We start from the raw sequence: 19,822 nt of genomic DNA, 5'->3' as shown, positions 1-19,822 counted from the left end.
AGGCCCGCCTGGAAATAACAGCGGGCCAGCTTTACATACCTTTTTATAGATCGGATCTTTGTATACCCTAGGAAAGACGCATGGTGTACTTTCTGGGACAGAGCAGGGGCGGACGATAGGATCAGGCGAACCCGCCATTGGCGCGGATGACTTGCGCGTTGATCCAGCTGCCTGCAGGGCTTGCCAGAAACGCCACCACCTCGGCGATGTCCTCAGACGTTCCGAGGCGCTCAAGCGGTGTAGCCTGTTCGATCTGCCGGATCTGCTCCTCACTTTTGTCACTAAGAAAGAGCTCGGTTGCCACCGGGCCGGGCGCAATGGCATTGACGGTGATGTTTTGACCGCGCAATTCATTAGCCAATACTCTGACCAAACCTTCAACGCCAGCCTTTGTGGCGATATAGGGGCCGTACGTGGGCAGCGATTTGGCGATCACGCTGCTGGATAGCGCAATGATCCGGCCGCCACGCTCCACCTGCTGCGCCGCCTGGCTCAACACCAGAAACGTGCCGCGCAGGTTGACGGCCATCATTCGGTCAAACGCCTCCAGGTCACCTGCCGAAACAGGAGTATTGGTCATGATACCGGCGCTGTTCACGACTATATCGATCCGTCCGTAGGCTTCCTTGGCCGCCTTGAACAGGGTCTGCACATCTTCCAGAGTGGCAACGTCGCCTCTGACCGCGAGGGCATTACCTCCCAGTGACTCTATTTCAGCCACCAAAGCCTCCGCAGGGCCTCGGCTGTGGGCGTACTGAATGGCAACGGAAAAGCCTGCCTGGGCGAGACGTTTGGCAATGGCGTGTCCGATACCACGGGAAGCGCCGGTAACAATGGCTGTACGGGATGAATGCGGCATGTCCGACTCCTAAAGGCAGGGCCGGAACGTCCAGCCCTTTCATGGCTGTCATTTTTTGCAATTCATTGGCATTGGATAAATGCACAGAACTTGGTAAGACCGTTCAACAGGCACCAACAATGGGCTGAAGTCATGGATAGATTCGAGTCGCTGCGGCTGTTTACCCGTATCGTCGAGCTGGGCAGCTTCACGCAGGCAGCCAATGCCCTAGGTATCCCTCGGGCTACGGCAACCCACGCGGTTAAGGAGCTGGAGAAGCGGTTGGGAACGCGCCTGCTGGAACGTACCACCCGGCAGGTCCGCACAACGCTCGATGGTCAGGCCTATTACGAGCGATGCTCTCGTATTCTGGCAGATCTCGAAGAGGCTGAGTCTTCCCTGAGCGCCATTGCGGCCAATCCGCGCGGCATGCTTCGCGTCGATCTGCACGGCAGTCATGCCACACGAATCATCCTTCCTCGAATCGCCGAATTCCGGCAGCGTTATCCAGACATTGAGTTGTCCATCAGCAGCGGTGATCGGTTGGTGGATCTGGTGCGTGAAGGAATCGATTGTGTGGTACGGGCAGGGCACCCTAGGGACTCAACGCTGATCGTAAAAAGGCTGGCGCTCATGCCCGAGGTGGTCTGTGCAAGCCCTGGCTACTTTGCCCGCTATGGTGTGCCAAAGCATCCAGATGAGTTGACCCGGCATCAGGCCGTCGGCTTCTTCGCCAGCAGCCACGACATTCGTTACCCCTTTACCTTTCAGGTTGAGGGGGAGGTTATCGAGTGCGATCTTGGCGGTTGGATCTCCGTCAACGATGCCGAGTGCTATACCCGCGCAGCCCTGAGCGGTTGCGGTTTGATTCAGGTGCCTCGCTTTCGGGTGGAAAAATACCTGAAAGCGGGGCGGCTGAAGGCGGTTCTACAAGAGTTTGCTACGCCGGGCCTGCCGGTTTCATTGCTCTATCCCCAACACAGGCAGATATCGCCTCGAGTGAGAGTTTTTGTGGAGTGGCTGACTGACCTGTACCGCGACCGTTTTGACCCGATAACCTGAGCTGGCAGTTGGTTTTATTTGGCTGGATGGATTTCTTGCCAGAGGTGGACCTTGTTGACGAAGGCTTTGCCAATGGAGACCGCCATCGGCTCTACCCCGAACACCTCAAAACCGCAACGTTCATACAGGCGCAGTGCGGTGTGGTTGCCTTCCGTGACGGTAAGCTGTACCAGCCTGATGTCTTCGCGATGTCGGGCATGCTCCAGTACAGCTTGGATCAGATGAAAGCCGATGCCTTGACGGCCAAACCGCTGTGGAACGTACATGCCAAACAGAGTGGCCTTGTGCCTGATCTTTTCTCGAGATTCGAAGGAAAGTCCTGTTACACCCAGCAGCTGATCCTTGTCGAATGCGCCAAATACCGCATCGCTTTCCAGCCGGGATCGCCACCAGTCCAACGGTAGCACCGCGCGCTCCGCCTCGCTGGAGGTAAAAGCTTCCGGATGCAAGGCATAAGCCTCAAGCATCAGGGTGCGGTAACTGATTGCATGATCTGGACAAAGACGGTGGATAACCATGATGAACGGTAATAAAAAGTAGTTTATTTAATTATAACCAGCTGCTTTTTTAAAGATCTTAACAAGGTTTTCACATAGTGCTTGGTAATAAGTATTTTATTGATCCTTCATATTGAAAATTTATTCATGGTCCCTGATTTTTAGCCGATAAGTTTGTTTGCCAGAATTCTTTTTGCAGATTAAATATCTGCATCTTTATAGCCCTGCAGTTTGCCTTTTCAGGCAAAGGATGTGTGTATGCTAAGACGCATGAGAATCGCACAACGGACCGTATTATGTTTTGGTCTCATTATTATCCTGCTGTTTGGGCTTGGTGTCTTTTGCCTGCTCCAGATGGCGGAGATCAGAAAGTCCGGCGAGGTCATTCAGAACGAATCGTTACCCAGTCTGGCTTTAGGCGATGAGCTTGGCATTGCACTTGCCCGTTTGCGTACCACAGCACTGCAACTCTATGTATACGACCTGCCGGAAGAGCAAACCAAATATAAGGAGCGATTTTCCAAAATAACGGCTAAGGTCGAGCGCGTCATGGCAGATTACAACAAGGATGCCGATGCGCCGGAAGAAGTTAATGCCATGAAGACGCTAGGCGACTCTTATCAGGTTTATAAAGAAGCCATATATAAGGTTATCTCCCTGATGGAGGCTAAAAAGCCGGAAGAGGCGTTGAAAGTTCTTCGCAGTGTTTCTTCCTACGCAGACGTTATCAATGCGCAGATTGAAGTTCTGGCAAACCATAACCAGAAAGAAGCGCAAGGTGCAGGTAATAATGCCAACAATGCCTACACTCAGGCACGCACCATTGCCATTACAGCCATTACTTTGGCTGTCTTGTTTGGTGCACTGCTTGCCTGGTTTTTTAGCCGTAGCATCATTTTACCAATTCGTTCGGCGGTCAGCGTGGCCCAACAGATTGCGCAAAACGATCTTACGGGGCGTATCGATACCCAAGGTGTAGATGAAGCAGCTCAACTGCTTCAGTCCTTGAACCTCATGCAGGAAAACCTGCGTACAACATTGGGCGAAATCGAGGGTTCTGCCAACCAGCTTGCAGCTGCTGCGGAGGAAATGAGCAACATTACCCAGGAAAGCAAGCGGGATATTCAACAGCAAAACAGTGAACTGGATCTTGCAGCGACGGCCGTAACCGAGATGAGTGCTGCGGTGGATGAAGTGGCCTCCAATGCAGTGGCTACTTCGGAGGAATCCAAAGCGTCCACCCGTACCGCCGAGCAGGGCCAGGCTCAACTCAGCGAAACCATTGAGTCGATCCAGTCCATGGTGAGCAACGTGCTGGGAGCTTCTCAGCGAGCGGAAGCGTTGGCTGCGCAAACGCAAAACATCAGCAAGGTTCTCGATGTTATTCGTGCTGTGGCAGAACAGACTAACCTGTTGGCCCTGAACGCAGCGATCGAGGCTGCACGAGCTGGAGATGCCGGACGGGGCTTTGCAGTGGTTGCCGATGAAGTACGCGCCCTGGCCCACCGGACCGGTGAGTCGACTCGCGAAATCGAGAGTATGATCGGCCAGATTCAGGTCGGTACGCGCGAAACTGTAAGTGCATTGCAAAGCAGTGCCGAGCAGGCAGGGGAGACTATGGATAAGGCGAGCGCTGCTGAACAGGCTCTGCACAGCATTACCTGTGCGGTCATGGGTATTAACGAGCGTAACCTGGTTATCGCAACTGCCGCTGAAGAGCAGGCGCAGGTTGCTCGCGAGGTGGATCGCAATCTGGTGCGCATCCGCGACCTGTCCCAGCAGACAGCCTCTGGCGCAGAACAGACAGGCGTGGCCAGCCATGAATTGTCGCGTCTGGCAACGGACCTCAACGGCATGATCCGGCGGTTCGCTCTGTAACTCAGTCGCCTATCGGCTGTAACTTCTTTTCGCGCAATAAAAAGCGGCTCACAAGAGCCGCTTTTTTCATGCACTATTCCTACAGATCAAGGGTAGCGACGGCGCTCAGGCGCTGGCGGGAAGTATTGATACAGCCATGTTTCGCTGAGCGTTCGGTCGTTGGTGCGGATGAACAGGCGCATGTCTACCGGGTCCACGCTATCGCTGGTCGGATACCAGTCAAAGATCACACGATAGCCTTTGATGTCCGGTATCCAGAGGACGTGGAAGTCTTTCAGCTCACCGCTCGAGACCTTGACGACGGGCTCGATTCCGGTGCCTTGGGGGAGGGTATCCAGGCCACCGCCCACGAAGTCCACCGCAAAGCGGCGGGCCCAGACGTCTGGATAGTGCTCACCCGGCGCCCACCCCTCTACGAAGCCGCCCATGCCGGAGCGCGTCGCATGGACCTGTGCCAGCGGTGTTCTAACCGGCGGCAGCGCGCTCCAGTAGAGCTTGTAGCCATAGCGCAGCTCTTTGCCCGCCGTGATAGGCACCTTGGGATTCCAGCAGGCCACGATGTTATCGAGCGTTTCGCCGGTTGTCGGGATTTCCAGCAGATCAATGCTGCCTTCACCCCATTCCGTAGTGGGCTCGACCCACAGGCTTGGGCGGCGGCTGTACCAGTCCACCGTATCTTGATAGCTGGAAAACTCATGGTCGCTCTGCACGAGGCCAAAACCCTTGGGGTTTTTGTCTTCGAACGCATTGAACTGAAGCTTGGCGGGGTTATTCAGCGGACGGCACACCCACTCGCCATTACCGCGCCACATGTAGAGGCGGTCGGAGTCGTGGATCTGCGGGTGGATGGTGTCGCACATGCGGCGCTCATGGGTGCCGCAGCTGAACATGCTCGTCATCGGCGCAATACCCAGCTGCTTGATTTCCTTGCGCGCATAGATATTAGCGTCGATTGCCATTACCACCTGCGTGGCGCGGCAGTCGATGTCGAAGCGATATGCACCGGTCGCGCTGGGCGAGTCGAGCAGGGCATAGACTACAAAGCGCGTGCTGTGCGGCTCGGGCGTCTCGAACCAGAACTTGGTGAAGTTCGGGAATTCCTCCACCGTATCCGAGAAGTTATTGATGGCAAGGCCACGAGCAGACAAGCCGTACTGCTTGGTGTCGTCCACTGCGCGGAAGTAGCTTGCCCCCAGGAACGAGACGATATCATGCTGCGTCAGCTCAGGAGACTTGAACACCTTGAAGCCTGCAAAGCCCAGGTCGCCCTTGAGCTGTGACTGGTCGACGCCGCTGTTCTCGTACTTGAACATCTGAGGCCGGAAATGGATTTCCGTGGCCTGCTTTTTCTTGGGATCAACGCTGTACATGCGGACCGGCTGTTTGAAGCCCATGCCAACATGGAAGAACTGAACATCGAGCTGGCCTTTCAGGTCATGCCAGAGCGACTCGTTGGCATCGTACTGAATGGCGTTGAACTGCTGTGGCGTCATTTTTGCCAGCGTGGGCGGCAACTGCTGAGACGTATCCACATAGGCACTGGCTGCCATCTGCTTGGCCTGATTTTTCAGCAGATCGAACTCGAACGGTTCTACATCCTGGCTGGAGGCGCCAGACAGGGATTGAGCGGCGAATACGGTCGTCGAAGGAAGACCGGTATACGCGGCAAAGGCCAGTGAAGCTTTCAGAAGATCTCTGCGGTGCATACATGAACCTATGTGACTAAGGTGTCGTCAAGCGCTGTGGCAACGGGGCCGGCTCTGTCCGATAACAAAGACCTGTCTCGAATAATCCTCAACGCAGCGGCTGAGGGTAAGAGATGTTTGCGAACGAGAACAGTTCGATTCTGTTTCGGAAACTGTAAAACACCGCACAAAGCTGTCGATTTGGGTCTGGAATGCCTTTTCAGGGTGTTTCCAGGGGTTGTCTCATCTGTCCCGCTGGGGCAGATGAGACATAGTCCGACACGAATCCTGTCAGGCGTGGCGCAGCAGCATGCGCTCGATGGCACTCAGCAGCACCCCGTAGAGCGGCAGGAACAAGAGCAGGCTGACGCTGAGCTTGACGGTATAGTCGACCCAGGCAATCTCCACCCAATGCTCGGCCATGAAAGGGTTATCGCTGTGCCAGAAGGCAATAGAGAAAAAGGCGAAGGTATCGAGCAGGTTGCCCAGTATCGTCGAGGCGGTAGGTGCTATCCACCATTGCTGCAGCTGACGCAGACGATCAAAGACATGGATGTCCACCAGCTGGCCCAGCACATAGGCAAAAAAGCTCGCCAATGAGATACGCAGTACAAAGGTATTGAATTGCGCCAAGGCATCCAGACCGCGGAACGCACCCTCCTGAAACAGCACGGAAAGAATGTACGAAACGACCAGCGCCGGCACCATGACCCGGGCAATGACCTGGCGCGCCGGGCCCTTGCCGAGAATCCGCACCGTCAAGTCAGTGGCCAGAAAGATGAACGGAAAGCTGAATGCGCCCCAGGTCGTATGCCAGCCAAACAGGTTGAGCGGCAGCTGGACGAGGTAGTTACTTGCGATGATGATCAGGATATGAAAGCCAATCAGGCCGGCCAATGCCGAGCGCCTGACGGAAGAGGTCAGTTGCATGATGCATCCTTTTTAGTGGAATGGGGTGAGGGAACCCATGACGTTGATCTGCTCTTGGGAGCAGGGCGCGCATTCTAAGCGCAGTGCCGACTAAAACGTAGCGAAATTCGCCGGGCGTTATTGACGCACCCAGGAAAAAGCCCACCAGGCGGTGGGCTTTTCAACACACAGGGCTTACAAGCGGAACTGCGCGACCTGCTTGTCCAATGACTGGGCCAGATGCTGAATGCTCGATGCATTGCGCGAGGCGCTTTCAATGGAATGGCTGTTGGTCTCTGCCATCTGTGCGATGCGCTCCACGCTGCGAGCTACATCCTGGCTGGCAGCAGATTGTTCACGCAGTGCCATGGAGATCTGGTCAACCACGGAGATGATGCGATCCGAGCCACTGCGAATCTCGTCGATGGCCTGGCTGGCCGAGTGAGCCAGTTCCACACCCTGGTTCACCTGAGTCACGCCCACGTTCATGCTGCTAACCGCGTCCTGGGTACTCGCCTGGATCTTCTTGATCATGTCGGCGATTTCCTGGGTTGACTTGCCGGTGCGCTGCGCCAGCAGGCGAACTTCATCGGCGACCACCGCAAAGCCGCGGCCCTGGTCACCTGCACGGGCGGCCTCGATGGCTGCGTTCAGGGCCAACAGGTTAGTCTGCTCGGCAATCTCGCTGATCACGTTCACGATGGAAGTGATCTGATCGGCGTGGCGGTCCAGCTCGGAAATCTGTTCAGCCGAGCTCTGCACCGTACCGGCGATCTGCGTCATGCTGTCCAAGGTTTGCTTGATGACATTGCCACCCTGGATGGAGCGCTTGCCGGAGTCAGTAGAAATACCATGGGCCTCGTTCGCGCTGGTCGAGACATGACTGATGCTGACGGTGAGTTCTTCCACGGTAGCGGCCATGGAGGATGCCGAGCTTGACTGGTCCCGTGCGGCGACAGCCAGTTGCTCCGAGGTGTTGGAGATATCGCGAGCGGCCGTCAGAAGCTGCTCGGCACCACCCTTGATCTCGGAAATCATTTCCCGCAGGCGCTGCTGCATGGCGTTGAAGGCCTTAAGCAAGCTGCCAATTTCATCTTCGCCGGTGCTGCGGATCTGAGTATCCAGACGGCCAGCGGCAATGGCCTGAGCAACCTGAATGGCATCATTCAGACGGCGCTTGATGGATACGGATAGGCTGAAGGCAATGACTATGGCCGCTAGGGCAGCCAGGATTCCACCCCCGATAAGCGTCCAGATAGCAACCTGTTCGGCAGACTGCATGGCTTCATTACGCACGCCCAGCAGCTTGGACTCATCGTTGCTGAAGTCAGCGATGATCTTGCGCATCTTGTCCATCTTGGCCTTGTCCTGACGGTCGATGATGCGTTGCACCATGTCGTCCATGGAGGAGGCACCTTGTACGACTGCGCGGCGTAGCTGGATGGAACGCTCGATGTCTTCGCTCAGCCACTTCATTTGCGTGGCCTTGAGTTCATCCAGACGGCTTTGTTGGGTCGGGTTATCCGACGTCAGGTTTTTAAGCTTCGTCCAGGTTTGCTCGAACGCCGTTTTCCCAGCGTTGTAAGGTTCCAGAAAGTCATCCTGACCGCTGAGGGCAAATCCACGCATAGCCGTTTCGATGTTGGTCAGGCTAATCAACAGGTTGTTAGCCCCATCAATGGTCTGATAGGTATGGATGTTCCACTTGACCGAATTATCGACCTCGGTAAAGCCGTGGCGGGCTACATACACCAGGATGCAGATGATCGCGATGATAAGCCCAAAGCCTGCACCAAGCTTTTTGGCAATACTTAAATTGGACAACATGGGACGCGCTCCGATAGGAGAAGGCAGTAAAGGTTTCACCTGCTCTGTATCGGTAAAAAAATGAAATATCTTTAGGCTGGACGCACCCTGCAGATGGCGATTATTCGGCAGCCGCTCTAGCGCGGCTATCTAAAGCGCTCCGTTGGTAAGAGGAGCGCTTTGAGCCTTGCGGCCTTATGAAAGGGGTATTCCCAGCTGCTCTTCACAGCGCTTGAGCGAGCGCGCCTGGGTCTCGGCGTACAGGGCCAGCTCATCCAGTACCGACGCGCCCAGTGCCTGCTCGAAGCGGTCCTTACTGGACGCCTCGGCATACTGCGTCTGAGCCTGATCGCCCAGGTTAGACTGGAAAATACCGGCCGCGCTGACCGGCAGAAAGTCCTCATATACCAGTGGTTCATAGTGGATATAACCTGATTGGATCAAGGCATCCAGATCTCTTGGCCCATCCTGGGTAACCGCATCGTCCTTGTCGGTGACGAAGTAACGAAAATAGGCCAGCCCCTGCTTTCTCAAGGATTCATAGCTGTCCGGCAGCTCTGCGAATATGTCGGTCAGTGCCTGCATGTATGCCTGGGCGTTGCTCTCGCTGGGAGCCTGGGTGCGGGCAATGTTCAGGAGCTTGTCGTAGAGCGCACGTCCCTTGGGCGTCAATGCAACACCACGCTGCTCGATCTCGCCAAAGCGGGCCGTGTGGCTGCCAGCAACGGCATTGCCCTGTTCATCGATGAAGGTCACCTTTTCCTGCAACGCCTTGAAGCTTGTCTGGCGAAGCAGAACAGGGCAGCGGCGGGGGGGTGGTCCCTCGATGACCGTCTTGGGCGTAATCCCCCGTGACGGCATGTCTTGCTGGATGGCATCAATATCCAAGGTCCGGGGCGTCAGGTGATTGATGTGCGGCCCCTTGAACGCTACGATATCGGCAATCAGACGATGCTGGTCGTGCAGCTGCTGATATACCTCGGCGCTGACTGTGGCCTCGCCGTGCCAACGGAAGGTTTCCAGGGCTTCACGCACGAAGGCATCGGCGTCGCTTTCGCTCAGGCCGCCTTCGGTCTCACAGCGGGCGATCAGTTCCAGTGCACGTGATGTAAAGATAATGCGCTGCGCCAGAATCGCTGCGGCTTTCTGCTTGAGTGCTTCGTCCTCGATCAGCTCCAGACGGAGCAGAGAAGTAAACACGCGAAAGGGACTCTTTTGCAGCGAAGCCTCGTGGACGGCCCGAAACGCAGTGGAATGCACTGGCACGCCTGCTTCGGAAAGATCGTAATAACCCACCGGATACATGCCCATGACTGCGAACAGGCGCCGCAGCGTAGCCAGCTCCTGCGCCGTACCTACACGGATCGCCCCATGGCGCTCCTGGTCCAGCCGCTCGATTTCACCCGTCTGGCGCAGCTGCTCTGCCAAGGTCGGATTGTTTGCCAGCGTACGCTGATTGATATCGCTCACCAGCTCCAGCAATGTTCCGTACAGGGGCACTTCGGCCTTGTACATGTCGGACATGGCTCGGGAGAACCGGGCGCGAATCTCATCGGGATCGACAAAAGCCTGCGTCGTCATGGCATACCGCTCCTTAGATGGGCCGGACTATAGAGGTATCAGTCCATTCTGCTGGCCGCTTTCCTGCCTTACAAATGACAAAAATTCACCCATTCATTCATAAAGGGAATCAGACAAGCCGCTCAGTCGTGCCGCTTCTCACTGTCCATGTGAGCCAATTGAGCGGCGGGATAGCGTTCTCCTGCCGCGGCGTTGGCGGGAATGGCCTGCTCGATTCTGGCCAGCTCCTCGGCGGTTAGCATGATATCCAGTGCACCCAGCGACTCATGCAAACGTTCACGGGTACGTGCGCCTACCAGCGGGACAATATCTTCACCGTGCGCCAGCACCCAGGCGATTGCCATCTGTGCCGCGGTAACCCCTTTCTCTTGAGCAATGACTTTGAGCGTGTCGGCCAGCTTGAGGTTGGCGTCCAGATTGCTGCCCTGAAAGCGCGGGCTGATGGCGCGAAAGTCCTGCTCACCTCCGCGGTCTTTTGACCAGTGACCGCTGATAAGTCCACGTGAGAGCACGCCATAGGCCGTGATTCCGATGCCAAGTTCACGGCAGGTAGGCAGGATGTCCGCTTCGATTCCGCGTGAAATTAGTGAGTATTCGATTTGCAGATCAGCGATAGGGGTAACGGCCGCGGCCCGGCGGATCGTATCGGCCCCAACTTCGGAGAGGCCGACATGGCGCACATAGCCTGCCTTGACCATTTCGGCGATGGCGCCCACGGTATCTTCGATAGGAACGTCTGGATCGAGGCGGGCAATACGGTAGATATCCACATGATCCGTATTCAGGCGTTTGAGCGTGTACGCCAGGAAATTCCGGATAGCCTTGGGGCGGCCGTCGTAACCCATCCAAGCCCCGTCTGGCCCTCGCAGGGCACCGAACTTTACGCTGATCGTTACTGCCTCCCGGCGATCCCTGAGCGCTTCGGCAATCAACAGCTCGTTATGGCCCATGCCGTAGAAATCACCGGTGTCGAGCAGGTTGACGCCCGCTTCCAGCGCCGCGTGGATCGTGGCAATACTTTCTGTACGGTCTGCCGGACCATACAGGTCCGACATGCCCATACATCCAAGGCCCAGCGCGGATACCTGGGGGCCGATCTTGCCGAGCGTGCGTGTAAGCATGGCGAAAGCTCCTAAAAGAAGACGTTCACCATAGACCGGTCCCTGCTGGCATCTACGCCCCAGGCGCGCAGCGTTAGCCTGGCTAAGCGCTCATTCAGTGATGAGCGGCCTCTTCCTCGGCTCGCGCCACACGCTCTGAAGAGCGCAAGGTCGGTGTAGCGGCCACTTTGTCATCCAGCTCTTCCAGCTTGAATTCGACGTCTCTGAGTTGCGTACTGATGGCCACCAGCTGATCTTCCAGCAGGCGCGCGCGGCCTAACGTTTCCCTAATGATCTTGAAGGAGGGAATTCCTACGACGACGATAAGAATCAGGGCAATGATCGAGGCGATGCTCATGGGTGGGGTCCTTTTATCGGCAGTCATCAAACTGCGGCATTCCATTACCAGGGGCTTTCCCGCATGAGTCTCGGAAAGTATGGCGAGTCGATACCGCGTCTGGTCTCGGCTACGCTTTTAAAGGCGCGCCGATCTGTGGTTAAGGGCGAGATGATGCTCTATTGCCATCAACTCCCGCTGTGACAGTGCAAATGATGTTTTGATCCTCAATGCAACCGCGTTCGCAGACCAAAGGTCGCCGTCGCGGTATGGATTCGTGTGGAAAAACAGGTTCGGGCTGCGTACCAGACACGCTGGCGCAAGGTCTGGTGGTGGAACCACGACAGCGGCCTGCAAGTCACACCCGCAGGAGCCCCAGATGCTCTGCAGGCGGCTGGCGCCGTTGATCTGCCAAAAGGAAAAACAATGACTCCATCCCTAAAGAAACTGATAACCCTGGGGCTGCTCATGGCGCCTCTGGGTGCCTTCGCTCAACCCGGCGCGTTGACTGAGGTAGGCATCGACAGTGGCCGCTTGAAAGGCAGCCAGTCGGGCGATGTCATCTCCTTCAAAGGCATTCCCTTTGCGGCCCCGCCGGTGGGTGAGAACCGGTGGCGTGCGCCTCAGCGTGTGAAGCCCTGGCGCGGAGTGCGTGAGGCGACTGCCTATGGTGCAGACTGCATGCAAAAGCCGATGGCCAGCGATGCAGCTCCCTTGGGCGTAGAGCCCTCCGAGGACTGCCTGTACCTCAACGTCTGGCGTCCGGCGCAGGAGACGGCAAACCGCAAGGCCACGTTGCCGGTTGTCGTCTGGATCTATGGGGGCGGTTATGTAAATGGCGGGGCTTCGCCGTCGGTCTATGACGGCAGTGCTTTTGCCCGCGATGGCGTGGTCTTTGTCAGTTTCAACTACCGGCTTGGCCGCTTCGGCTTTTTTGGACATCCCGCGCTAACGGCTGCAAAGGAAGGTCCGCTGGGTAACTATGGCTACATGGATCAGATCGCTGCGCTGCAATGGGTGAAGCGCAACATCCGTCAGTTCGGCGGTGACCCAAACAACGTTACCGTCATGGGTGAGTCTGCTGGCGGCGGCTCGGTGCTCAATATCACGACCACACCACTGACGCGGGGGCTGTTTGACCGTGCCATCGTCATGTCAGGGGGCGGACGTTCCTTGATGGGTGAGCTGCATGAGGTCAGCCGTGACTTGCCCGGGAATCCCTCCGCCGAGACCATCGGCAAGAATTTCGCCCGCAGTGTTGGTGTTGAAGGCACTGGTTCCGAGGCATTGAAGGCGCTGCGTGAATTGCCGGCCAGCCGTGTGCTGGGCGACCTGAACATGATGACCATGGGCAGCAATACCTCTACTTACGTGGGCGGACCGGTACTCGACGGGCGGGTCGTGGTGGGTACACCGGAACAGGTCTACAGCGCTGGTCAGGAAAACAAGGTGCCTATGCTGAGCGGTTCGACCAGCGCCGATCTTGGCTTCAATACGGCCAAGACAATGGATGAGCTGTTCGCACCGTTTGGGCGTGAGGCAGAGCGGGCTCGTCAGCTATACGACCCGGAAAATACAGGTGATGTGCAGGCGGTAGGGGCTGCGGTTGCCATGGACCGGATGATGACCGAGCCGGCTCGCTTCGTGGCCGACAAGATCTCCCAGCATGATCGCCAGGCATTTCTTTATCGCTTCTCCTACGTCGCCGATTCGCTGCGCAGTGAGACCAAAGGGGCGCAGCATGCCAGCGAAATTCCCTATTTCTTCAAAACGCTGGAAGCGCGATATGGCGACAAGGTAACGGACAAGGATCAGGACATGGCCAGCGATGCTCACGCCATCTTTGTCAACTTCATCAAGACGGGTAATCCCAACGGTACAAATGTGGCGCGCTGGCTACCGTTCAACCGTGAGGGCAATCTGGTCATGGATTTCACGGCCGATGAAGGTCCGGTTCTTAAAGAGGACCCCTGGAAAGAGCGCCTCGACCTGATCGAGAAAACTCAGCACGCCAAACCGTAAGCTATTCGTCGAGCCGGTCCTTGCCGGCTCGACATGCCTGTTTTCCCTGTTTTTCTCTCTCTGGCAACCCGTCCGCCATCACACTTCGCAGATTGACAATTCTGCCAATTCTTCTCATAGTTTTGCCACGCAAACGTTTGCGCCATAACAAAGACAACAATGGAGTGCACCATGAACGCATCCCGCCCTATGCGGCTTCTCGCTGCTGCTGTTCTGTTTTCCACGACTTCCGCTTTTCTGCCCTTGTCCGCGGCTTATGCTCAGGATGCGGATAAACCCAAGGTCGCGCTGGTGATGAAGTCTCTCGCCAACGAGTTCTTCCGCACTATGGAAGACGGTGCCAAGGGTTATCAAAAAGAGCATTCTGACCAGTTCGATCTGATCTCCAATGGCATCAAGGACGAAACCGACACGTCCAGCCAGATTCGTATTGTCGAGCAGATGATCGTGTCCCAGGTCGATGCCATCGTCATCGCACCGGCAGATTCCAAGGCGTTGGTGCCCGTCATCAAGAAAGCCATGGATGCAGGCATCAAGGTCGTCAACATCGACAACCGTCTGGATCAGGACGTACTCAAGAGCAAGCAGCTTGAGGTGCCCTTCGTAGGCCCGGATAACCGCAAGGGTGCCCGTCTGGTAGGTGAGTACCTGGCCAAGCAGCTCAAGGCCGGTGACGAAGTTGGCATCATCGAGGGCGTTTCCACTACCTTCAATGCCCAGCAGCGCACCGCTGGCTTCAAGGACGCTATGGAAGCGGCCAACATGAAGATCGTGGGTGTCCAGTCCGGCTCCTGGGAGATCGACAAGGGCAACGCCGTGGCCTCTGCCATGATGAACGAACATCCCAATCTGAAGGCGCTGCTGGCTGGTAATGACAGCATGGCCCTAGGCGCTGTTTCTGCCGTTCGCGCTGCGGGCAAAAAGGGCGAAGTATTGGTAGTGGGTTACGACAACATCAATGCCATCAAGCCCATGCTCAAGGACGGCCGCGTTCTGGCTACGGCTGACCAGTACGCCAGCAAGCAGGCGGTCTTTGGTATCGACGCTGCGCTCAAGCTGGTCAAGGGTGAGTCCACCGGTGCTGTCGACGGTGTGATCGAAACGCCTGTCGAGCTGGTAACCAAGCCGTAATTCATCCTTACCCGCCGGGCTTTGGCGCGGAGTCGATCGTATTCGCCTCTGCACCGGAGTCTTGCGGGGCACCTGAGTTTTAAAGGAGACCGTCATGTCGGGCAGGCCAGTCCTTTCCATTACCGGCATCGGCAAGACCTATGCGCAACCCGTTCTGGGAGAGGTCAGCCTTGAGCTGTATCCCGGCGAGGTGTTGGCGCTGACAGGTGAGAACGGCGCCGGCAAGAGTACGTTGTCCAAGATCATCGCGGGGCTGACTCCGCCCACGACCGGGCAGATGACCTTTCTCGATCAGCCCTACACCCCCGGTAGCCGCACCGAGGCCGAGCGCCTGGGCGTGCGCATGGTTATGCAGGAGCTCAACCTGCTGCCGACCCTGACCGTTGCCGAAAACCTGTTTCTCGATAACCTGCCCAGTCGGGGCGGGTGGATTTCCCGCGGGAGGTTGCGTGAGCAGGCACGGCTGGCCATGGCGCAGGTCGGGCTGGATGCTATTGATCCGGATACCCTGGTCTCTGATCTGGGGGTCGGCCACCAGCAGATGGTCGAGATCGCCCGTAATCTGATCGGTGACTGCCGCATCCTGATTCTCGACGAGCCTACCGCCATGCTGACGGCGCGCGAGGTCGACCTGTTGTTCGAGCAGATCGAGCGCCTGCAGGCCCGTGGTGTCGCCATCGTCTACATCTCCCACCGCCTGGAAGAACTCAAGCGCATCTCCCAGCGGATCGCGGTTCTACGCGATGGCCGGTTGGTCGCCGCCGAGTCCATTAGCCGTTACAACACCGATCAGCTGGTAGCGCTGATGGTGGGACGTGAGCTGGGTGAGCATATTGACCTGGGCGAGCGCCACATTGGCGCGCCGATACTGAAAGTGGACAAGCTGAGCCGTGCCGGCAAGGTCTGCGATGTATCGTTCGAGGTTCGCGCTGGAGAGATTCTCGGTATTTCCGGCTTGATCGGCGCGGGTCGTACCGAATTGCTGCGGCTCATCTACGGCGCCGACCGGGCCGATAGCGGGCGTGTTTTTGTGGGTAATCCGCTGCGTGAAGTCAACGTCAGCTCGCCAGCCGAGGCGGTACGCAATGGCATCGCCCTGATCACCGAAGATCGCAAGGGGGAGGGGCTGTTACTCACCCAGTCCATCTGCGCGAATCTGGCGCTGGGCAATATGCCTGCCGTTGCCAAGCGCGGCGTGGTTCAGTCTGCGTCCGAACTTGCGTTGGCTGAGCGGCAGATCAAGGCCATGCGCATTCGCAGCTCCAGCCCCCATCAGCCGGTGGGTGAGCTTTCCGGCGGTAATCAGCAGAAGGTCGTAATCGGCCGCTGGCTGGAGCGTGATTGTCAGGTGCTGTTGTTCGATGAGCCTACCCGGGGCATCGACATCGGCGCCAAGTTCGATATCTACGGCTTACTGGGCGAACTGACCCGGCAGGGCAAGGGGCTCGTTGTCGTGTCCAGTGACCTGCGTGAGCTGATGTTGATCTGCGATCGGATTGCCGTGTTGTCTGCCGGCCGTCTCATGGAAACCTTTGACCGTAACGATTGGAGCCAGGATCGCCTCCTGGCCGCCGCCTTTGCCGGATACAGCAGCCGTGAAGCGATGCTGGGCGAAGCGGTTTCTCCCATACAGGAACTCTCCGTATGAACACTACCGTAACTCCGGCCGCGCCCAAGCGCAGCAGCAGTGTGTCCGGCCTGGGCACCTACCTGGGACTGGCCGGTGCCTTGCTGGCCATGATCGTGCTGTTCTCCGCCATGAGCAGCCATTTCCTGTCCTATAACACCTTCACCACCCTGGCCAACCAGATTCCGGACCTGATGGTGCTGTCGGTGGGCATGACGCTGATCCTCATCATCGGTGGGATCGACTTGTCCGTAGGCTCGGTGCTGGCACTGGCGGCATCGGTTGTCAGTGTGGCTACGCTCAACTGGGGCTGGGGTATCTTCCCGGCAGCGGCCCTAGGTATGGTTTGTGCAGCCTTGGCAGGCACCGTGACGGGCAGCGTAACCGTGGCGTGGCGAATTCCTTCATTTATCGTCTCCCTGGGTGTGCTGGAAATGGCGCGGGGCTTGGCTTACCAACTGACGGATTCGCGCACGGCCTACATCGGTGACGCCTATGGTTGGCTATCCACGCCGTTCGCCTTTGGGATTTCGCCTTCCTTTATCATCGCGCTGCTGGTGATTGCTGTTGCCCATGCCTTGCTGACGCGTAGCGTGTTTGGCCGCTATCTCGTCGCTATCGGCACCAATGAAGAAGCAGTGCGCCTGGCGGGTATCAACCCCAAGCCTTACAAAATCCTGGTTTTTGCCCTGATGGGTCTGTTGGCAGGGTTGGCCGCGTTGTTTCAGGTGTCCCGTCTGGAAGCGGCTGACCCCAACGCAGGCGCCGGGCTTGAATTGCAGGTCATCGCGGCGGTAGTGATCGGCGGAACGAGCCTCATGGGTGGACGCGGTTCGGTCATCAGCACGTTCTTTGGCGTGCTGATCATTTCCGTGCTGGCCGCCGGGCTTGCACAGATTGGTGCCAGCGAGCCGACCAAACGCATCATTACCGGTGCGGTGATCGTGGTGGCCGTGGTGCTGGACACCTACCGCAGCCATCGCGCCAAGCGCCGAGCCTAACCATGGCGACCATCAAGGACGTTGCGGCACTGGCCGGTATCTCCTATACCACCGTGTCGCACGTGCTCAATGGTACTCGCCCGGTTAGCCCCGAAGTACGCACCAAGGTCGAGGCGGCCATTGACCAGCTGGGCTACGTTCCCAGCGGTGTAGCCCGCTCGCTCAAGGCCAAGGCCACCAGCACCATCGGGCTGCTCGTGCCCAATGGCAGCAACCCGTACTTCGCGGAGCTGGCGCGGGGTATCGAGGATCACTGCGAGCGTAACGGCTACAGCGTCATCCTCTGCAACTCCGATGACAATAACGACAAGCAGCGCCGTTACCTGCGTGTGCTGCTGGAGCGTCGTATCGACGGCTTGATCGTGGCCACCGTGGGCGGCGACGGTGAGTTCGCCCAGGCCTTGGCTGCAGTCAAGGTGCCGATGGTACTGGTCGACCGCCCGCTGGAAGGCGTGGAGGCGGATCTGGTGCAGATCGACCATGAAGAGGGCGGCTATCTGGCAACAAGGCACCTGTTGGAGTTGGGTCATCGGCGTATCGCCTGCCTGGGTGGACCTGCCGAAACGCTGGTCGCTCAGGAACGTCTGGCCGGTTATTGCCGTGCGATGAAGGAAGCTGGGCAGACGATACAGCCTGCGTGGCTGCTCAATACCGAGTTTACCAGCGCCGCCGGTTATACCGCTGCCGCATACTTGTTGGAAAAGAATGCGCCCACGGCCATTTTTGCCGGGAACGACATGATCGGAATCGGTATCCTGCGCGCCGCCGCCGAGCGCGGCCTGCGCGTTCCGCAGGAGCTGTCCATCGTGGGTTTCGACGATATTGCCGTGAGCCGCTACCTTTATCCGGCATTGACCACGGTGGGGCAGTCCATCCTGCAATTGGGCGAGCGCGCCGCCGGACAGCTACTGGCCCGGCTCGGGCAGCGGCACCGGCCCACACCCGAACATACCGTGGTGGCGCCTACCCTGATGGTACGCGAGTCCACTGCGTCTATCGAATTGAACGAGAGTCCATAAGATGCAAGCAAAAATAGTGATCGTGGGGAGTCTGAATATGGACCTGGTCGTACGAACCCCCCGCGTGCCGGTAGGCGGCGAGACCCTGGCGGGCCGCAGCTTCGTGACAGCGCCTGGTGGCAAGGGTGCCAATCAGGCAGTGGCGTGTGCCCGTTTGGGCGCCCAGGTCACCATGATCGGCTGCGTAGGCCGTGACGCCTACGGCGAGCAGCTGCGCAGTGGATTGGAAGCCGAAGGCATCGAGTGCTCCACGGTCGAATCCGTAGAGGGTGTACCGACCGGTATCGCCTCCATTCTGGTTGATGACAATGGGCAGAACTGCATCGTGATCGTGGCAGGGAGCAATGGCGAGCTGTCGCCCGAGCACCTGACCCGCCACGACGCCGCATTGCAGGCTGCCGATGTGGTCATCGCCCAGCTGGAAGTGTCGGTCGCCACGGTCGAAAAGACATTGACCCGCGCTCGTGAGCTGGGAAAGACGGTCATTCTCAATCCAGCACCAGCCGTAGGCCCGCTGCCTGCTCATTGGTATGGTCATGTGGATTACCTGGTTCCAAACGAGAGCGAGGCCGGCCTTCTGACCGGTATTGAGGTCAACTCGCTGGAAACAGCCGCCCAGGCTGCCCAACAACTGCTCGACGCAGGCGCCAAGCGTATCCTGCTGACGATGGGCTCACAGGGCGTGCTGTATAAGGATACCGAACGGCAGCAGCACTTCCCGGCGCAGGTTGTCCAGGCGGTGGATACCACGGCGGCCGGAGACACCTTTGTTGGCGGATTTGCCGCTGCCCTGGGTGAAGGTCTTCCATTGGAAGAGGCCGTTCGTTTGGGCCAGCAGGCGGCTGCGCTGTCCGTCACCCGTGCCGGAGCGCAACCCTCCATTCCCTATCGCCGCGAATTGAACATCTGAGAGCGCCCATGAAAAAGACTCCTTTGCTTAACAGTGCGCTATCCCGCGTGATCGCCAGCCTTGGTCATGGTGATGTGATCGTGATCGGTGATGCCGGCATGCCCGTACCGCCCGGCGTGGAATGTATCGATCTGGCTGTGACTCATGGCGTGCCCGACTTCGCCACTACGCTACGCGTCATCGTGAGTGAAATGCAGGTCGAGGCCCATGTCCTCGCCGAGGAGACTGTTGTCCAGCATCCGCCTGCCTTAGCTGAAATCCAGCGGTTAAGCGCCGCGGGCGAGTTGGGCAAGCGCCAGCTGGTAAGCCATGAGGACCTCAAGGCGCTATGCAAAAAGGCGCGCGTTCAGGTCCGCACCGGCGAATGCCAGCCCTATACCAATATTGCATTGATTGCTGGCGTCACTTTCTGAGACACC

17 protein-coding genes and 1 pseudogene are annotated in these 19,822 nt (G+C 57.8%); 10 read left to right on the top strand and 8 right to left on the bottom strand.

Annotated elements, in window-relative coordinates:
* Positions 1-121: 121 nt before the first annotated feature.
* Positions 122-859 (bottom strand): SDR family oxidoreductase, encoded by a 738-nt coding sequence (locus AC4LF3_RS16640; protein WP_491835886.1) that lies wholly within the window; start codon positions 857-859, stop codon positions 122-124.
* 132 nt (positions 860-991) lie between these two features.
* Between AC4LF3_RS16640 and AC4LF3_RS16635 the strand changes: the two genes are divergently transcribed.
* Positions 992-1,900, top strand: a complete 909-nt coding sequence (locus AC4LF3_RS16635) for a LysR family transcriptional regulator (protein WP_239382479.1) — start codon at positions 992-994, stop codon at positions 1,898-1,900.
* A 14-nt stretch (positions 1,901-1,914) separates the two neighbouring features.
* Here the strand turns inward: AC4LF3_RS16635 and AC4LF3_RS16630 are convergent, their stop codons facing one another.
* Positions 1,915-2,418 carry a GNAT family N-acetyltransferase gene (locus tag AC4LF3_RS16630; protein WP_074822156.1) on the bottom strand — a complete coding sequence of 168 codons (504 nt, stop codon included), beginning with the start codon at positions 2,416-2,418 and terminating at the stop codon, positions 1,915-1,917.
* A gap of 237 nt (positions 2,419-2,655) precedes the next feature.
* On the opposite strand from AC4LF3_RS16630, the pseudogene AC4LF3_RS16625 reads away from it, so the two are divergent.
* Both AC4LF3_RS16625 and AC4LF3_RS16620 read left to right on the top strand, forming a co-directional pair.
* Positions 2,656-3,420, top strand: a pseudogene (locus AC4LF3_RS16625) (MCP four helix bundle domain-containing protein); the annotation flags it as partial.
* Positions 3,412-4,275, top strand: a complete 864-nt coding sequence (locus tag AC4LF3_RS16620) for a methyl-accepting chemotaxis protein (protein WP_349681643.1) — start codon at positions 3,412-3,414, stop codon at positions 4,273-4,275. The pseudogene AC4LF3_RS16625 and the gene AC4LF3_RS16620, both read left to right, overlap by 9 nt.
* Positions 4,276-4,361: 86 nt before the next feature.
* Here AC4LF3_RS16620 and AC4LF3_RS16615 read toward each other — a convergent pair whose 3' ends face one another.
* The 6 genes from AC4LF3_RS16615 to AC4LF3_RS16590 all read right to left on the bottom strand — a co-directional run bounded on the left by AC4LF3_RS16615 (position 4,362) and on the right by AC4LF3_RS16590 (position 11,714).
* On the bottom strand, positions 4,362-5,981 hold the full coding sequence (locus AC4LF3_RS16615) for a glucan biosynthesis protein D (protein WP_491835883.1): 1,620 nt from the start codon (positions 5,979-5,981) through the stop codon (positions 4,362-4,364).
* Between the two features lie 270 nt (positions 5,982-6,251).
* Positions 6,252-6,890, bottom strand: a complete 639-nt coding sequence (locus AC4LF3_RS16610; RefSeq protein WP_491835881.1) for a 7-cyano-7-deazaguanine/7-aminomethyl-7-deazaguanine transporter — start codon at positions 6,888-6,890, stop codon at positions 6,252-6,254.
* Positions 6,891-7,064: 174 nt separating this feature from the next.
* Positions 7,065-8,696, bottom strand: a complete 1,632-nt coding sequence (locus AC4LF3_RS16605; RefSeq protein WP_491835879.1) for a methyl-accepting chemotaxis protein — start codon at positions 8,694-8,696, stop codon at positions 7,065-7,067.
* A gap of 174 nt (positions 8,697-8,870) precedes the next feature.
* Positions 8,871-10,256 (bottom strand): 2-oxoadipate dioxygenase/decarboxylase HglS, encoded by a 1,386-nt coding sequence (gene hglS, locus AC4LF3_RS16600; RefSeq protein ID WP_491835878.1) that lies wholly within the window; start codon positions 10,254-10,256, stop codon positions 8,871-8,873.
* Positions 10,257-10,378: 122 nt separating this feature from the next.
* On the bottom strand, positions 10,379-11,377 hold the full coding sequence (locus tag AC4LF3_RS16595) for an aldo/keto reductase (protein WP_491835876.1): 999 nt from the start codon (positions 11,375-11,377) through the stop codon (positions 10,379-10,381).
* A gap of 94 nt (positions 11,378-11,471) precedes the next feature.
* Positions 11,472-11,714 (bottom strand): hypothetical protein, encoded by a 243-nt coding sequence (locus AC4LF3_RS16590; protein WP_434134890.1) that lies wholly within the window; start codon positions 11,712-11,714, stop codon positions 11,472-11,474.
* Between the two features lie 405 nt (positions 11,715-12,119).
* Between AC4LF3_RS16590 and AC4LF3_RS16585 the strand changes: the two genes are divergently transcribed.
* The 7 genes from AC4LF3_RS16585 (at position 12,120) to rbsD (ending at position 19,816) form a co-directional block, all read left to right on the top strand.
* Complete coding sequence (locus AC4LF3_RS16585; protein WP_491835874.1) at positions 12,120-13,715, top strand: carboxylesterase/lipase family protein; 1,596 nt, start codon at positions 12,120-12,122, stop codon at positions 13,713-13,715.
* 171 nt (positions 13,716-13,886) lie between these two features.
* Positions 13,887-14,846 (top strand): sugar ABC transporter substrate-binding protein, encoded by a 960-nt coding sequence (locus AC4LF3_RS16580; RefSeq protein ID WP_150346648.1) that lies wholly within the window; start codon positions 13,887-13,889, stop codon positions 14,844-14,846.
* A gap of 94 nt (positions 14,847-14,940) precedes the next feature.
* Positions 14,941-16,494: a sugar ABC transporter ATP-binding protein gene (locus AC4LF3_RS16575; protein WP_074822175.1), complete on the top strand. Its 1,554-nt coding sequence runs from the start codon at positions 14,941-14,943 to the stop codon at positions 16,492-16,494.
* On the top strand, positions 16,491-17,474 hold the full coding sequence (locus tag AC4LF3_RS16570) for an ABC transporter permease (protein ID WP_197872636.1): 984 nt from the start codon (positions 16,491-16,493) through the stop codon (positions 17,472-17,474). The genes AC4LF3_RS16575 and AC4LF3_RS16570 overlap by 4 nt, the downstream gene beginning before the upstream one ends.
* A 2-nt stretch (positions 17,475-17,476) precedes the next feature.
* Positions 17,477-18,493: a LacI family DNA-binding transcriptional regulator gene (locus AC4LF3_RS16565; protein WP_491835870.1), complete on the top strand. Its 1,017-nt coding sequence runs from the start codon at positions 17,477-17,479 to the stop codon at positions 18,491-18,493.
* 1 nt (position 18,494) lies between these two features.
* Complete coding sequence (rbsK, locus tag AC4LF3_RS16560) at positions 18,495-19,403, top strand: ribokinase (RefSeq protein ID WP_026003976.1); 909 nt, start codon at positions 18,495-18,497, stop codon at positions 19,401-19,403.
* Positions 19,404-19,411: 8 nt separating this feature from the next.
* Entirely contained in the window at positions 19,412-19,816 is a 405-nt protein-coding gene (gene rbsD, locus AC4LF3_RS16555; RefSeq protein ID WP_010795711.1) for a D-ribose pyranase, read from the top strand.
* The last annotated feature ends 6 nt before the right edge of the window (positions 19,817-19,822 follow it).

Source organism: Pseudomonas sp. C2.3V, from assembly GCF_058536325.1.
The sequence above is the reverse complement of the archived record's forward strand: the minus strand, read 5'-3'. Positions and strand labels throughout refer to the sequence as shown.